This window comes from Photobacterium chitinilyticum (assembly GCF_004104355.1).
Classification (GTDB): domain Bacteria; phylum Pseudomonadota; class Gammaproteobacteria; order Enterobacterales; family Vibrionaceae; genus Photobacterium; species Photobacterium chitinilyticum.
In genome coordinates, this window is record NZ_RJLM01000003.1 from 394976 (window position 1) to 412093 (window position 17118).

General features: G+C 46.1%; 12 protein-coding genes. 3 read left to right on the top strand and 9 right to left on the bottom strand.

Going from position 1 to position 17118, the window contains the following annotated elements:
- Window positions 1-24: 24 nt before the first annotated feature.
- From EDI28_RS10735 to EDI28_RS10750, 4 genes are all read right to left on the bottom strand, one after another.
- Entirely contained in the window at window positions 25-1362 is a 1338-nt protein-coding gene (locus EDI28_RS10735; RefSeq protein ID WP_128783843.1) for a glycine cleavage T C-terminal barrel domain-containing protein, read from the bottom strand.
- Window positions 1363-1468: 106 nt separating this feature from the next.
- Window positions 1469-5182, bottom strand: a complete 3714-nt coding sequence (locus EDI28_RS10740; protein WP_128783844.1) for a sarcosine oxidase subunit alpha family protein — start codon at window positions 5180-5182, stop codon at window positions 1469-1471.
- Window positions 5179-5475: a sarcosine oxidase subunit delta gene (locus EDI28_RS10745; RefSeq protein WP_128783845.1), complete on the bottom strand. Its 297-nt coding sequence runs from the start codon at window positions 5473-5475 to the stop codon at window positions 5179-5181. The genes EDI28_RS10740 and EDI28_RS10745 overlap by 4 nt, the downstream gene beginning before the upstream one ends.
- 42 nt (window positions 5476-5517) lie before the next feature.
- Window positions 5518-6780, bottom strand: a complete 1263-nt coding sequence (locus tag EDI28_RS10750; protein WP_128783846.1) for a sarcosine oxidase subunit beta family protein — start codon at window positions 6778-6780, stop codon at window positions 5518-5520.
- Between the two features lie 662 nt (window positions 6781-7442).
- Between EDI28_RS10750 and EDI28_RS10755 the strand changes: the two genes are divergently transcribed.
- Window positions 7443-7841: a helix-turn-helix transcriptional regulator gene (locus EDI28_RS10755; RefSeq protein ID WP_128783847.1), complete on the top strand. Its 399-nt coding sequence runs from the start codon at window positions 7443-7445 to the stop codon at window positions 7839-7841.
- 72 nt (window positions 7842-7913) lie between these two features.
- Here the strand turns inward: EDI28_RS10755 and EDI28_RS10760 are convergent, their stop codons facing one another.
- Entirely contained in the window at window positions 7914-8501 is a 588-nt protein-coding gene (locus tag EDI28_RS10760; protein ID WP_128783848.1) for an acyl-homoserine-lactone synthase, read from the bottom strand.
- A gap of 712 nt (window positions 8502-9213) precedes the next feature.
- Here EDI28_RS10760 and EDI28_RS10765 point away from each other — a divergent pair.
- Window positions 9214-11757, top strand: coding sequence for an ATP-binding response regulator (locus tag EDI28_RS10765; RefSeq protein ID WP_233353347.1), 2544 nt, complete (start codon window positions 9214-9216; stop codon window positions 11755-11757).
- Window positions 11758-11900: 143 nt separating this feature from the next.
- Window positions 11901-13169, top strand: coding sequence for a DEAD/DEAH box helicase (locus tag EDI28_RS10770; protein WP_128783850.1), 1269 nt, complete (start codon window positions 11901-11903; stop codon window positions 13167-13169).
- A 90-nt stretch (window positions 13170-13259) separates the two neighbouring features.
- Here EDI28_RS10770 and EDI28_RS10775 read toward each other — a convergent pair whose 3' ends face one another.
- The 4 genes from EDI28_RS10775 to pnuC form a co-directional block, all read right to left on the bottom strand.
- Window positions 13260-14453, bottom strand: a complete 1194-nt coding sequence (locus EDI28_RS10775) for a NupC/NupG family nucleoside CNT transporter (protein WP_128783851.1) — start codon at window positions 14451-14453, stop codon at window positions 13260-13262.
- 358 nt (window positions 14454-14811) lie between these two features.
- Window positions 14812-15492, bottom strand: a complete 681-nt coding sequence (locus EDI28_RS10780) for a Crp/Fnr family transcriptional regulator (protein WP_128783852.1) — start codon at window positions 15490-15492, stop codon at window positions 14812-14814.
- Window positions 15493-15643: 151 nt separating this feature from the next.
- Window positions 15644-16375 carry a nucleoside phosphorylase gene (locus EDI28_RS10785; RefSeq protein ID WP_128783853.1) on the bottom strand — a complete coding sequence of 244 codons (732 nt, stop codon included), beginning with the start codon at window positions 16373-16375 and terminating at the stop codon, window positions 15644-15646.
- A complete protein-coding gene (gene pnuC, locus EDI28_RS10790; RefSeq protein WP_128783854.1) occupies window positions 16372-17115 on the bottom strand; it encodes a nicotinamide riboside transporter PnuC in 744 nt (247 codons plus the stop codon). Before pnuC ends, EDI28_RS10785 begins: the two co-directional genes overlap by 4 nt.
- Window positions 17116-17118 lie beyond the last annotated feature (3 nt).

Sequence of the window (17118 nt, forward strand, 5' to 3'; positions counted from 1 at the left end):
ACCGTGCCCCTATATTATCGGTCGCTAGTCGACGAAATCACTGCCACGCGATTTGGCGACTTCGCGCGAGTTGGGATTGACCGACGGACGAAATGGCACTTCTACCACCTCGGCATCAACCACATTGCCGCCATGCTCGGACGGAAGCGAGACACTCAGCTTGGTACCGGTATCCCGCTGTGCCCAAGGAACATGAGCCAAGGCTATATTGGTCTGCAGCTCTGGCGAGTACCAAGGAGAAGATACATACCCGATAGCATCACCACCATCCGGCCCATAGACCAGCCAGAAGTCATTGGCATAGTCCGTAATCGGTTCCCCACCCAATACGATACCGACCATCACAAGGTCAAAAGGCGGGTTCCCGGCTTCGATTTGCTCCCGGGCCTTTTCCAGAGCCGCTTTACCGACATAGTCAGCATCTTTGTTACGTGGCACCTGATAGGCAAGGTTGCACTGGAATGGCAGGGTTTCCTGATCTATATCCTGTCCCCAGGAAAGGATCCCGGCAGCGATCCGACGGTGGTGAGCAGGCGCGATGACTCGAAGTTTATGGGCTTTACCCGCTTCCAACACGGTATACCACAGCTTCTCGGCATCCTCGGTCACATTGCGACAATAGATTTCATAGCCCCTTTCGCCGGTAAAGCCGGTTTGCGAAATGACCACATCGCACCCCGCAATTTCAGCTTCCATCAGGCCGTAGTAAGGAATACTTTTGATATCCTCACCAAACAAATCCACCATCAGCGCTTCTGACTTCGGTCCCTGGATCTGAACAGGCGCCACATCGATTTCGGCAATGGAGACATCATATTGCTTGGCGATATTGATCCCCCGCAACCACATTTCGAGATCGCTGTCAGAGATGGAGAACCAGAACTCGTCCTCGGCGAGGCGGAGCAAGACAGGATCATTGAGAATACCGCCCTCGTCATTGCAGAGGATCACGTATTTGCCATGCATCGGCATGATCTTGGAGGCATCACGGGTGATCACATAATTAACAAAGGCTTCGGCATCCGGTCCCTTCACCTGGATCTGACGCTCTACGGCAACATTCCACATCGTGACATCATTGACCAGCGAGTCGTACTCTACCATCGCGCCGCCGTCTTCCGGGCGTACATAACCACGAGGATGATAAATACGGTTATAAACCGTTGCCCGCCAGCATCCGGCTTCTACCGAGAGGTGCCAGTATGGTGATTTCCTTACCCGAGTCGATATCAGCATCTCTACGGGCGTGGGACCCGACTGACGCAGATTGATCGGCACGCGACGATGTGACTGTTCAACGCTGGTTTCATGACGCGCCACTCCGGCGCGTGCTTGCAGTAATCGATTATCATACTTGGTCATGGCTTTGCCCTCGTCCCCTTAGCGGTGGTATACCCCTTAAATGTGACTGTTATTGAAAATTTGAATTTCCAATCTACGACATGGATGAAACCAAAAACGTCGCGGGCTATTCGATAATCAAGCCGAACTCTTCACTCGCATCCTGCAACCACAGCCAGAAGTAATCAGCAAAGCTGCGCCGGACAATAAGCTCAAACTCATTCTCGCCACTGCGCCTTAGCACCACCTGCGCTTTTGCAAGCAAGGTACCGACACATTTGCCAACAGGCAGTGAACGAGTATCGACATCGTAAGAGGTGGATTTTCTCAGTACTGCTTGTGCCTGCAGCCCTGACAACTCAATGACACACTGCCCGCCACTGACATCGACAACGGAGAAATGCCCCGACAACTGATGGCGTAACTTCGCTTCCACCGAAAAGTCTTCGGGTGACAAAATCAACCACTCATTTGGCGATAACCACCAGATCTGCATCTTTTCACCGACAATCGATGAGCAAGGTTTTCGTGGCAGGGGTATTCCGAGAGTGGCTTCAACACCATCATAGAACGCCTTATTCTCATCTTCGGATGCGCCGTCTCCCCCTCGCAAAACATGTTGCATCAGGCCTTTTCGTTCATGCAACACTACGTTTGGCTGCGAAGCTATTTCTATATGATGCCTCTGTGCATGGTATCTTTCGGCATGGTACTTCTCTGCATGGTGCCTCTTTACGTGGTGAAGGGCAGACTCATAGCGAGGCGCTTCGGGTGGATTATATGACTGTGTTGCGGGTGACGAGATCACCGACTGGCGCTTACCGTCAGGGTCATAAAACACCCCATCGGTAATTTCGGCTTGCAATACCCGGCCGTCAGCCAGAGGAAAGAATACCGACTCGCCCATTCGGCTCAATCCGCCCTTGATCAGTCCCAAAGCAATAGAATGCCCCAATACGGCGCTGTAATAGCTTGAGCTAACATGACCAACCATTGCCATCGGTACAGGCTCATCGGGATCATTCACCGCCTGGGCACCTTCGGGGATCACGACATCAGGCTCCGTGCATCTAAGGCCGACCAGCTGCTTGCGATCAGAGCGGCTAGTATCTTCACGCTGCCATGAGCGGCGACCAATAAAGCTGAATGTTTTTTTCTTACCAGTGATCCACGCCATGTTCATGTCCTGCGGCGTGACCGAACCATCGGTATCCTGACCGGCAATAATGAAGCCCTTTTCAGCACGGAGAATATGCATGGTTTCCGTGCCGTAGGGAGTAATATTAAACTCTTCCCCCGCCGCCATGACCTGTTCCCACAGGTACAGACCGAAGTTAGCGTTTACATTGACTTCATACGATAGCTCACCAGTAAAACTGATCCGAAAAATGCGCGCCTCGACGTCAGCAATCCGATGCGACTGCCAGGTCATATAAGGAAAGACCGCATCCGTAAGATCGGCTTCGGGCATCAGTTTCTGCAACACGGAACGGCTGTTCGGCCCTCCTATCGTCATGGTGGCCCAATGATCCGTCATGCTGGTCATATACAGGTCCAGCTCCGGCCATTCTGTCTGGTGCCATAACTCCAGCCAGCGCAATACACCCGCCGCTCCGCCTGTCGTGGTGGTCATCAGGAAATGGTTATCATCAATACAGGACGTCACACCGTCATCAAAAATCATCCCGTCTTCTTTGCACATCACCCCATAGCGACAGCCCCCCGGTGCCAGCTGGTTCCAGCCGTTGGTATAGATCCGGTTGAGAAATTCGCGGGCATCCGGCCCCTGAATATCAATTTTGCCCAACGTCGACGCATCGAGGATCCCGACACTGTTACGGGTTGCCAGACACTCACGGTTCAGCGCCTCCTGCTGTGTCTCGTTACCCTGACGGTAATACCAGGGACGTTTCCACTGCCCAACATTCTCAAACTCGGCACCATACTCCAGGTGCCAGAGATGCATGGCAGTAAAACGCGCCGGATCGAACAAATGCCCGGCATCCCGTCCGGCCAGAGTCCCGAAGGTTACCGGGGTATACATAGGGCGAAATATCGTCGTGCCAGTTTCAGGTATCGACTGGCCCAAAGCCTTGGCGGCAATTGCCATTCCGTTGATATTCCCCGTTTTGCCCTGATCGGTACCAAAGCCCAGCGCGGTATAGCGCTTAACATGCTCGATAGACTCGAAGCCTTCCCGAACAGCCAGCTCGATACCGGCGGCGGTGACATCATTTTGAAAATCGACGAACTGCTTGGGGGCCCGGCTTGTCGGGAAGTGATGAGGAATATGGTAAATAGCCATTGGCGCGGTTTCGTCAGGGTCTGTAACTTCCGGCAACTCTGGCGGCTCTGGGTGGTCTAGAAATGGCGTCGATATTAGCGAAACCTGCAGACGATCAGCGACGACCTGTGCCGCTTTGTATCCATCGTCGAACACTTCCGATAGCTGGTAACGCCCCTGGATCCCGCCGGCATAGAGCAAGTCCGGGTTCACCGGCACAAAAGCGGCAATGTCATCTCGCCACACCGGACGGCTGCCAGTATGACAGGACAGGTGCAGACTCGGGCTCCATCCGCCCGAACTGGCCACCGTATCGCAACTCAGCAGGCAGGCATCTATTCGGCTGATCTGACTGAGATTATGTTTGAGCCGCGCAATTTCAACCGCACTTACCCGCTTATGACCACGAACATTAATAACGGCATGACCCCAAAATATCTCCAGCCCAGCAGCTTTAGCCCGTTCAGGCCATTTTCCCGAGCTATCGGAACGTGTATCGACAATCGCAACCACCTCACGGCCTGCGTCGTACCAATCCAGCGCAGCCTGGTAACCTGAATCATTGGCTGTCATCACAACCAGTTTTTGCCCCGGGATCACCCCATAGCGATTGATATAAGTCGATACCGCAGACGCGAGCATACAGCCGGGTATATCATTGTTACCAAACACCAGCGGACGTTCAATCGCCCCTGTAGCCAGCAGTACTTCACGTGCCCGCACTCGGTGCAGACGCTGACGGGCCCCCGGTTGATACTCGCCAAGATGATCTGTTCGACGTTCGACAATGCCGAGAAAGTTATGATCGTAATAGCCAAACACCGTACTGCGCGGCAACAAGGTTATGTCCGGGTCATCCTCTAGCAAATCCAGGGTTTCCGATAACCAGAGCTCAGCAGCTTCCCCGTCAATGTACTGCTTGCTGCCAAGCAGGCATCCGCCCATTTCCTGCTGCTCATCGGCGACCAGTACCCTGAGCCCACTGCCGACCAGCTTTCTTGCCGCCATCAGGCCAGCAGGACCGCCACCAACAATCATGACATCGCAATGATGGTGCATTTTGTCATAACGATCCGGATCCCGCGCCTGCGGTATCTTACCCAGCCCGGCAGCCTTGCGGATATATTTTTCATACGTCATCCACATCGACTCGGGATACATAAAGGTTTTGTAATAGAAGCCAACCGGCATCAACCCGCCACCGACTTTGCCCAAGGCAGACTTCATGTCCCGCTCGACATCCGGCCAGCCACTGACACTGGTAGCAACCAGCCCGTCATATAACTCAACTTGTGTCGCGCGCAAATTAGGGATGGTGGTAGCAGGCGAGCTACCGACCTGGAGGATAGCATTGGGCTCTTCGGCCCCCGAGCCGAGGATGCCGCGGGGACGGCTGTACTTATAGCTTCGTCCTATCACATCAATGCCGTTGGCTATCAGCGCTGAGGCCAATGTATCTCCCTGATAGCCTGAGTAAGTTTTGCCATTAAAGGAAAACGTCAGTGATTTACGACGATCAATCCGCCCTCCGGCAGACAAGCGATTGGGCTGGGTCATTTGTGCTTGTCCTCCCTGATCTCGGGTGGCGTACCTGTCAGTTTGTATACCTGCTCGATGTCATAGCTCACCGTGTTGCGGATCACATTGAAAAAGAGCCGACAGCCAGTCGCATGAAACCACATCTCCCGGTGGTTTCCCTTTATATTGTTGCGATGAAACAGGTATCGCCCCCACTCTTCGTCACTGACACACTCCGGATCCGGCGGGCGCACAATATGAGCTTCTCCGGCATAGGTAAACTCTTCTTCCTCACGGTACTCTTCGCAATAAGGACAGTAGATATTCAACATAGGACTCTCCTCGGCCAGGTGACTTCAAGGTAAGTAGATACCTTAATGCGCTACACCTGCTGCGCCATGTTCATCGATCAGGTAGCCGCTGACAAAGCGGTCGAGACTAAAAGGCTGCGCCAAAGGGTGCGGCCTGTCATTGGCAATGGTGTCGGCAAATACATGGCCGGAACCCGGAGTCGCCTTAAATCCGCCCGTTCCCCATCCGCAATTAAAATACAAACCGTCAATCGCTGTCGGACTGATGATCGGGCAGGCATCCGGACAAACATCAACAATACCGCCCCAATGGCGATTGAGCCGGACCCGGCTGAGGAAGGGGAACATTTCGATAATTGCGGCAATGGTGTGCTCGATAACCGGAAAGGATCCTCTCTGACCATACCCCAGATAACTATCGATACCGGCTCCAATCACCATATCGCCTTTATCCGACTGGCTGATATAACCGTGAACATGATTGGACATTACCACCGTATCCAAACAAGGTTTGAGCGGTTCAGATACCATGGCCTGGAGCGGGTGTGACTCGATAGGCAAAGTCATGTTGACCATTTTGGCGATCTCGCCGGAATTACCCGCGGCTACGCACCCCACCTTGGCTGCGCCGATAAAGCCGTTCTTGGTCTCGACTCCCTGCACTCGGCCATTACTCACCCGGATCCCGGTCACTTCACTTTGTTGGATCAGATCGACCCCCAGCTTGTCAGCCGCGCGGGCAAAGCCCCATGCAACAGCATCATGCCGTGCCGTACCAGCCCGTGGCTGCCAACTCGCCCCCAACACCGGATAACGGGCATTGGGTGAGCAATCCAGCAATGGCACCAAGGTCTGAACCGCAGCAGTATCGAGCACCTCCCCGTCAATACCATTGAGCCGGTTGGCATTGACCCGGCGTTCGATATCCCTCATATCCTGCAAGGTATGACCAAGATTCAACACCCCCCGCTGGCTGAACATCAAATTGTAATTAAGATCCTGTGACAGCCCCTCCCACAGCTTAAGCGAATGCTCGTAGAGGTGAGCCGCCTCATCCCACAAATAGTTGGATCGGACAATCGTAGTATTACGGGCCGTATTGCCACCGCCCAGGTATCCCTTTTCCACAACCGCCACATTGGTGATGCCGTGTACTTTGGCCAGGTAATACGCCGTGGCCAGCCCATGTCCGCCTCCGCCGATAATCACGACATCATAAAAAGGCTTTGGTTGCGGATTTCGCCATACCCGCTGCCAATGCTCATGAAAACTCAATGCATGCTTAAACAGGCCAAAGCCCGAATAGTGATTCTTCTTTTCACTCATTGATAGCGCCTTCCCAGACAAACACATATGGATGCCAGAGCGCAGACTCGCTCCCTTTTGATGAAGCCTAATGCTCAATACAAGAAAAGAATGTCCGGTTGCGGCGAACAATAGCCGATTTGCGACAGTCCAAAGCAGGCCCCAAGGTACCTCAACATGCAGGAGTCAGAATGAGGCCAGCATATTCAGTTCAAGAAAAATAACCGAAGTAATGGTTTTTCCCTTTCAACATTATTTGACACAGAAATATTATCCATAGGATAACGCTCCGCAAACCTTTGAGAGCACAGAAATTTTATGATTGTGCAAAGACACTTAGTATGAGGACATTGTATGTATGATATTTATAACCTGAGGGGCTGCATTCGTTCGGCAAAATCAGAAAGTGATTTAACGGCTACCCTCAGTGACATCACAAATCGAATTGGATTTGACTGTTTTTTTTTACTGTCTCAAACTCAATATCAATCACCAAAACAGAGGAAATAACATTAACCAATTATAGTAAGGAGAAGGAACAGATCTTTAGAGATAGAAATATTAATAAAATATTAATCCGTTACTGTAAAGAAAACCGAATACCTGTCCTTTGGGGAAAACTTGAGAAACCGAGGCAAAATCATTACTACTTTAATTATATTTCTGATAGAAACATCAGGACAATGCCTCCTAGTTTCACTATTCCGATCCACAACTCAATAGGACGATTTAGTACAATCAGCTTTTCATTAAAAGAAGCAAATGACTATAATCAAGACTTGTTTTTCTATGCTGCTAGTTTAGCTCAAACTATCATCCCCTACTTACAAGATAAGATTGACGAAACGGCATTAAAAAATAGCATCAAACATCAACAACTCACTAGTCGGGAAACGGAAGCTTTAATGTGGGCAACTGAAGGTAAAAGTGCATGGGAGATAGCAAAAATATTTGACTGCTCAGAGCGAACCGTAAGCTTTCACCTGCAAAATGCCTGCAATAAGTTAGACGCATCAAATAAGTATCAAGCAATATCAAAAGGGATATTATCAGGAATAATATTCCCGAACATCCCTTTTTAACACATTGTGTTTTATTTGATTATATTTCGGTTTGATTATTTATTAAGCCGATTTATTTACCCCATGGTAAAATCAGTGTTCTCGCATTACGGACCTTTTAAGATCATCATCTATTTTAATTGATAACGTTACTGATTTGGTGCTACCTAATGTATGGACTTTTTTATCACCCGCTCGCTCAAAAGGGAGTCCAGTACGCTTAAGCATACGTTCAATAGGTAACGTAGAAACAGTTAAATATTCAGAAATCCCTTTATCGACAGCATGAAGATATAAAGCTCTAAATAAAAACAAAGTTGAGTTGCTTAAAGTACAATTACTTTTAGATGAACTTTTATTAATACAAAACCGACTTAATTCATAAACATTACTTGATTCTACTGCGCTCTGTTCACCAAGTAATTCTGGAAAAATATCCTTTAGCATATAATTTTTAGTTGTGGGAATAAGCCTCCCACAACCAAGTATATTCCCCGTATCATCCTCAATATAAACATATGATGCATCAGGCGTATCATATTGATCTGATTCTAGATTTCCTTCTGTTTTTAAATCCCATTTTAATCTCTTCCTAAATACATCATACCTTAGTTCTAACAGTCTCATATAATCAGGTTTTGATATCGAATCAAATGTCTGTTGCTTGAATGTTAGGTTCATTTTAGTGTCCTCCAAAAATATCGATAAGATATCAATGGATTAATCAATAGAAACCTGTCACACATAACAGGTTGAAACAAGCATCAAAACATGATATGAGACCACGCTGCGCATTAAGAATAAAATATTGCCAGCATCATTAAATGGTATAGAATTAAGAGTAATAGTCCAAATTGATCAATACAATCAAAGCAAACCACCTAAGTGCATCCTGATGACTATCTTGATTGCTTAAAAAACCAAGAACATATAAAATTACACTCATATAGTAAAAAACAGTATTGACATAACTTTATTTGACTGGTAGTTAGACGGTAAAGCAATAATGACTTATGAATTTATTAAACTCATTTTATCTTCTTTCGCCCGGTTGCAATTTTCCATTTTAATAATCTCAACAATAATCATCTCAATTTGGCTCTCTTACTACCTATTATTCTTAACGAAAAATGAAGTTAAAGTTAAAAAATCAATATTTTACACCTACTCTTTATATTTGTTATTCATTAATATTTGGGTCATTTCAAACGCGTATTTTCAATCAACATTGTTACCCTATTTCGGTTCCAATATTGCAAAAGAGATAGCTTTAATCGCCAACTCATCTTCTTTGTTATCAGCCAACTTCGCATTTTTATTTTCATGCCTACTCGTAAGATCAAACAAAACATTAAAACCCTATCAGCTATGTGTTTTTCTAATAGGCGTCATCGTGTCGATTGGAATATTCATCTTCCCAGAACTAACCACTCTTGGTGTTAAGATAAATTCTATTGGGGTGTTTTCAATTACGCTAGGAGAAGCCTCTCATAAATTTTTCATTTTTGGCTTCTTTCTACTGATATTAACATTCAGAAACTTTTATCTATATAGAAAAAGTCAGCTAAAAATAAATATAACCAAAAGTAATTACATGATGTTTGGCATTTCAATCTTCATGATATCAACATTAATATGCCATATAATTCTTCCAAGCACATCTAATAACTACACTTCAACTTGGATACCTCCAGCTCTTTCTATTTTTGAACAGATTCTTGTTGGTTACGCTATCTTTTATGACCGCTTTTATAGTCTGAGGTATATGTTACATTTAAGTATTAGTTATTTACTAAATGCTGCTTTATATCTATCGCCAGTAATCGTGATCGTGCAAATAGAACAAAGTGGGTATCAATTTGCTTTAGTCGGATTTTGGATAATTATCAGTGGCGTTTTTTGGAAAAAAAGTTTAAATGTACTTCAACGACATATAAATAGATTTATCTATGGTTCACCGAATAGCACAGTTAATAACATTCATGGTCTAGTCAACGACTTTAAAGAATCCAGTGACGAAGCATTACGTAAAGTAAAAGAGATTCTGAATTCAAACACTGGGAAAATAATAAAAGTTGGAATTAACCCCTCACAATCAGCACTAACTGATTACCTTGAATCCCAGAATGAGGCAATACTAAAGGATGAGCTTGATTATTTCATCGAGTATCATTCATCCAACATTGAAAATCTCACAAAAATTAGAAACAACATGGCTGAAAGTGATTCGGCCTTGATTTTGCCGATTTTTAACAACCATGAAATCACTCACCTATTCATGGTATCGAAGAAGAATGAAGGTGGGATTTTTAGCTATGAGGAAATTACCGCCCTTCAACTAGTGCTTGAGCAATCAAACAAGTTTATTTATGCCGAGGATCAGATACGAAAATCCCAACTACTTGCAGGCTCTATTGCACACGAAATGAAAAACCCATTATCCAAAATTCAGTATCATTTTGAACGCATTGATGCTGACTTGTTTGACTTGGATACTTCATCTCTGATCCCTTATGCCTCTTCAGAAATGAAAACTATCTACCAAAATATCTGTGAAGTAAAAAGTGCTGTCCAGTTAGGTTCCAAGTTCATAGAAGTCATCCTTAACGAGCTGCAGGGCGGTAGGATCAATTCTGAGTCTTTCCGTCTCTTTTCTGCAAGAGATCTGATCTCTCAGTCACTGCATGACTATAATTTCGAAGATGCCGATTCAAAATATGCAATCTCACTAGAATCAGATTCTGATTTCATTTTCAAAGGTAACGATACCCTCTATAGCTTCATCATTTTTAATTTATTAAACAATAGTCTGTTTTATTTAACTCAACATCCCGACATGAAAGTAAACATAAAACTATGCCCAGGCAAGGAGCAAAACACGGTTATATTTACAGATACAGGCCCAGGTATAGACGCAGACCACCTTCCATGCATTTTCGATGAAATGTATACCTCAGGAAAAAACAATGGCAACGGCCTTGGCCTAGCCTACTGTAAGCGTGTTATGACGGCTTTTGGTGGTGACATAACCTGCCGTTCAGAGCTGGGCAAATTTACAGAGTTTACCCTGAGCTTTCCTAGTTTGAGTTCGACTTATGACAAAGAGACAATAAATCGTTTTAAACATGCTCTACAAGGAAAGTACTGCCTTTTGGTTGGAGACTTCTCATCAAGCATGAAGTTAACAGTATTACTCTATGAGCTAGACATCAAAGTCACGAAAGTAGCAAGCTTGAAGGAAATGACGCATGTACTTTCATTTCGTCATTATGATTTTGTTTTGGTTCATGATGACATGATCCAACAATCAACCGAAGCTATCAAGTCGATCCGTTCAGGAAAGCTAGGCGCCATCGCCCAAGTTACCCCTATAATTGTCTGCTCGAATATTCGTATTGATACTCAAACCAAAGCGCTTCCACATTGTCTTATTCAAGGTTTTCTCAACACCACAGAAGAGGAACTCCTTTTCAGTTTTCAACAAATGATCGACAACGGCAATCTGAAACCTCTGGGTAACCTTATAGGGAAAAAAGTATTGGTAGTCGACGATATGTGGGTCAATCGCTTATTGATTAAAGGCTATCTAGAAAGTGAAGGGATCACTTTTATGCAGGCCGAAAATGGTCGAGAAGCAATCGATATTGTAAAGGCTGAGAACGTCGACTTTATCCTAATGGATATTCGTATGCCGGTTATGGATGGATTTGAAGCAACAACCGAGATACGGAAGATTTCCCCCTCAGTGCCGATTGTTGCTCTATCTGGTGAGTATGGTGATGATATTGCCACTACGATTAAAGTGATGATGGAAGATCACTTAATGAAGCCGATCACCAAAAAGCGTTTATTGCAAAAAATCAATCTACATCTTCGAGATACCCCACTTTCTCTACGCGCTACCCGTCCAAGTTATTCGGCAACAGAAATATATTAATGACGTTCGCTGATTAGGCTTGTCATAAACAGCAGAGTATCCCTGACAGCCTTGCTTCATGTTAGAATGCGCACATTCATATTCTTCTGTTATCGCCACCAGCCATAACAGTGGGTAAATTAATCATATACCTGAGATTCAACATGCCATTCTCCAAGCTTGGATTAAGCGATCCGATTGTAAAAGCTGTAACCGAACTCGGTTACGAAACCCCAACGCCGATTCAAGAGAAAGCCATTCCAGTCATATTGACGGGCAAGAACCTTATTGCAGCGGCCCAAACTGGAACAGGGAAAACGGCGAGCTTTGTATTGCCAATAATACAAATGCTAAGTGAAGAACAGCGTACTGTGCGTCGGAAACGTATTCGCGCACTCATATTGGTGCCAACCCGAGAATTGGCGGTGCAGGTAGAAAATAATGTTGCACAGTACAGCAAGCATCTAGCGCTGAACTCACTGGCAATGTATGGTGGCGTTGACGCCAGGCAGCAGAAACAACAACTTATTGAAGGTGTCGATATTCTGGTTGCAACTCCAGGCAGGCTGTTGGATATGTATAGCCAACGCGCCGTGCATTTTGACGAGTTGGACATACTGGTACTGGATGAAGCCGATAGAATGCTCGACATGGGCTTTATCGAAGACATCAATAAGATTATTGAACGCTTACCTTTAGAACGACAAAACCTGCTATTTTCGGCCACGCTATCTAAACAGGTTCGCATCTTGGCCAAAACAGCCATCGATAGCCCAGTTGAAATCTCGGTCTCTCCAGACAGTGCAACCACTCCACAAATAGACCAATGGCTAATCACTGTCGACAAAGACAAGAAATCGGCATTGCTGAGTCATTTGATTAAGGAGAACCAGTGGGATCAGGCGCTGATTTTTATCGAAACCAAGCATGGTGCCGCAAAACTGGTCAGCCAACTAGAAAAACGCGGTATTAATGCCGAGGCTTTTCATAGCGGTAGAAGTCAGGAGGTTCGTGCACAACTACTGGCTGACTTTAAATCGGGCAAACTCAATCTGCTAGTGGCAACAGGAGTTGCTGCTCGCGGTATTGATATTGATAACCTGACCCGTGTCGTCAACTATGATTTACCGTTTCCTGCTGATGACTATGTTCACCGTATTGGCCGTACCGGTCGTGCTGGGGCTTCCGGCGAAGCTGTCTCGTTTGTATCAAAAGACGACTTTAAGAATCTTTGTATGATTGAAAGCCGCCTAGGACACCTTATTACCCGAAAAGAAGTTGAAGGATTTGCACCAAGAAAAGAAGTGCCAATTTCTATTTTGAATTATGTGCCGAAAAGCAAACAAAACGTGGGACGCAATAATCCGAAAAACAGACCGTCGAACGATCGGGCCAATAAGAAGAACAATCAAGGAACGAAAGGAAACAGCTAGTTGTTTTACGAGGATTCGCTGAGCAGCTAACCCGAATGCCTCCGCTCGCTTTATCAAAAGCGAGCGGAGGATAATTGCACAGATGACGGCTTAACTAATCATGACATTGGCAATCATTGCCGACAGCACACTGACTAGTGTTGACCCGTACAGCAGACGCAAACCAAAGCGTGCCACCATGTTTCCTTTCTCTTCATTCACACCTTTTACAGCGCCGGCAATGATGCCGATAGAGCTGAAGTTAGCAAATGATACCAAGAAGATAGATAAGGTGCCGACGGTTTGAACTGACAGACCCGCCATCTTCTCCTGCAGTGCCATCATTGCAACAAACTCGTTAGAAACCAGTTTAGTCGCCATGATACTACCAGCTTGCAGAGCTTCAGATGCAGGTACACCCATCAGCCACGCTACAGGATAGAATAGGTAACCAATAGTATCTTGGAAGCTAATTCCAAACGCCCAGGTAAAGGCTTGGTTCACCATCGCGATCAGCGAGATGAAACCAATCAGCATTGCTGCAACAATTACGGCCACCTTAAAACCCGTAAGAATATATTCGCCCAGCATTTCAAAAAATGTCAGCTTTTCTTCGCCTCCGCTGTTAACCAGATCATCAAAATCCATTTCCGCTTCATGATCGTATGGGTTAATAATCGACAGAATAATGAAAGTACTGAACATGTTAAGAATCAGGGCCGCGACTACATACTTAGGTGCAATCAGCTGCATGTAGGAGCCAACAATTGACATAGACACGGTCGACATCGCAGTTGCGGCCAATGTGTACATACGGCGTTCGGACATCTTGCCAAGAATATCTTTGTAAGTAATAAAGTTTTCCGACTGGCCGACCATCAATGCACTAATGGCATTAAACGATTCCAACTTACCCATTCCGTTGATTTTTGAGAGAACAAAACCAATAAATTGAATAACAACGGGAAGTACTTTGATATGTTGCAAAATACCGATAAGTGCCGAAATAAACACAATAGGCATTAATACATGCATGAAGAAATCGAACTGGCCTAGATTAACGACGCCGCTAAAGACAAAATTAGTCCCTTCAGCAGCAAATGCCATCAGGCTTTCAAAACCGTCAGAAAACTTCGTCACAATGCCGGTTCCGGCTGAAGAGCCAAGCAAGAAGTATGCGAGTCCCAGCTCAATCACAAGAAGCTGAATGATGTAGCGAATTTTTATGCTCTTTCTGTCTTTGCTGACAACCAATGCTAAAACGGCCACAACAGCGAGGCCAAAAATAAAATGCAAGTAAGACATGAAAATGTACTCTTTGGTGATGTATTTCAAATTATGCGTGAATGCTCCACTATTTGTTACATCAATAAAGTGATGAAAGTCGCACTTCGTTCTTGTGTTTATTTATTCACCTACGAGAATAGAAACTGAAGGAGTATTAAAGAAGCCGATAAAGAATAGAAACACTGACACGACAGGCTTTGGAGGGATATTTAAGCGGTTATGAATAAAGCAATTATCAAAAATGCAATCTGATCACCATATATTGCGCTGAGCATAATACAGTCAATTCCGCATAATACCGGAAGTTATAAAGCAAAAAGACGCGGCACAAGTGCAACGTCTTTACTCAGTCACTAAAGGGAAATATAGAAAACAACTACTCGAACTGATCAATAAAGACTTTCAGCGCATCCAAATCAACCACTTTGATTTCTGCACCGTCTTTTACTACCAGATTTTTGTCAATTAGCTCCTTCACTGCACGTCGGTATACCCTACTTGAGGTACCAAAACGCTCGGCTTCCTGGCCGGCTTTATCGAAAGATCCCAACATCACACTCTCTTGATGGCGATGCCAAAGATCATAGGCAATATTATAGGTAATAGGGTGCAACAATCGGTAGGTATAGATATCCAGCGAATCCTGGTAGTCATGCGCCAGTGCACTGGCAAAAAACAAGGTAAACTCGGGACGCTCGAGCAGCAGATCAGCCACAGACTTCAAACAGATCACGTCAACTTCCAGCTGCTCCTCGGCAACGACGCTCCATTGGCATAGCGTATCGGTAAACAGTTCCATTTCGCCGAATACATGGCAATCACAGTCAACTTCGCCTAGTTGGAAACGTCGGCCGTTGACGGCGGAAATATTCATCGATACCCGGCCGACAGAAGTCAGGTACAGATGATCAACAACCTGTCCCTGACGCAAAATCTCCTCGCCCGCCTGATAATACTTACTGTGAGTCTGGCATTGATAAAATGCCTGACGGAACTCTTGATACAGAGCATTTAAATGCTGGGTAAAGCGACCCGTCTGGTAAGGTTTTAGTTGCATAAGATAAAGAGCAGCAGCCTGAAAGTCATCAAATCCTAGCGAAACGTTGCTTGTAGCACAACATCCTCTTCGCTATACAGATCACATACAATAAAGCCCGACGTAAGCCGGGCTCGAAATAACAAGGTGACAACACCAGTAGTGCTAATGACTAAGGTTGAATACAAAGCGCATAGAGAGCCGCTTCGGCTGCCATCATCTCACCTTGCATCATCACCTCGTCGGCGCTGGCATATTGGTTAACACCATCCTGTACATCCTGCTGATACAAAACAACATTATTCAGTACCGATGCCACCTGAAGTCCGCGTAACCGGCCGACAGTAAGCAGCGCAGAGGTTTCCATGTCAGCCCCCAGCACCCCATTTTTATTCCAATATTGGCAAAGTTGATCTTCACCATCGGTATAAAAGCTGTCATGCGACCGCACGATACCGGCATAAGATGGATATTGACGCTGCTTGAGATATGACGAGATACCCGCGACAAGCTGATGACTGGCAACGGCCGGAAACTCGCTGGCGACATAGGCCTTGGAGCCACCTTCATCGCGAACTGCGGCTTCCGCCACAATCAATTCACCCAGGCCGATATTCGCCTGAAGAGCACCGGCCGAACCAACACGTACCATATATTTAGCACCGCATTGCGCCAGTTCTTCAAGCGCAATAATGGCCGAAGGGGCACCGATACCGGTGCTGCACACCGTGATCGGCTGTCCCTGATACTGCCCGTTCATCACCCGATACTCTCGGTTATCGGCCAGCAATTCAGGTCGTTCCAGCAAAGCGACAATGCGATTGACCCGATCCGGTTCGCCGCACACAATGACTCGTTCGGAGACTTGTTCGGCACTAACGGCTATATGAGGCTGTACACTCATGCTACTGCCTCTTTCTTAGTCGTAACCTGCTTAGCTTGGTTTTGCTTGGCTGTTTTCATCCACGCTCGGGTACCATTCGCAGCAATAAACAGCAAGATTGCGTATTCTATCGACAGTGCATACACGCCCTGAGCCGCATAGATACCGACACTGATCACGTTGATCACCACCCAAAGCATCCAGTTCTCAACATATTTGCGGGTCATCAGAACTTGCGCAACCACTGACAGCACAGTCATTGTTGCATCCCAGAACGGAAACGCATCAGGTTCCAGCGTCGGACGTGCCAAATCGGCACCAAACAGATTCAGGCCATCAACGGTAATATTGGCTAATGCAAAGAAGAACGGATCGATATACATAGTCATCAGGCCGATCGCCAGTACGCTGACTACTGCCGTTACCACCAGCTTTTGCTTACTAAGCCAGCGAACTTCCAGCATATCCCCGGAGTCCGAGGCTGGTCTTGTCCATGCGTACCAGCCATACAGGTTGGCACAGAAGAAGAAGAACTGCAGAAGCAGGATCCCGTAAAGCTGGATCTGGTAAAAGATGATTGCAAATAAGGTAACGTTAATCAGACCAAACAAATAATTAATTGTTTTTTCCTGACTTGCGTACCATATACACAGCAAACCAAATACCGTTCCGACCGCTTCGATCCACGACATTGCGTAGCCGCCACCGATCGGAATATTTACTAAGGTATTATTAATATCGAACCAAGCTGCAAAATCCATCCT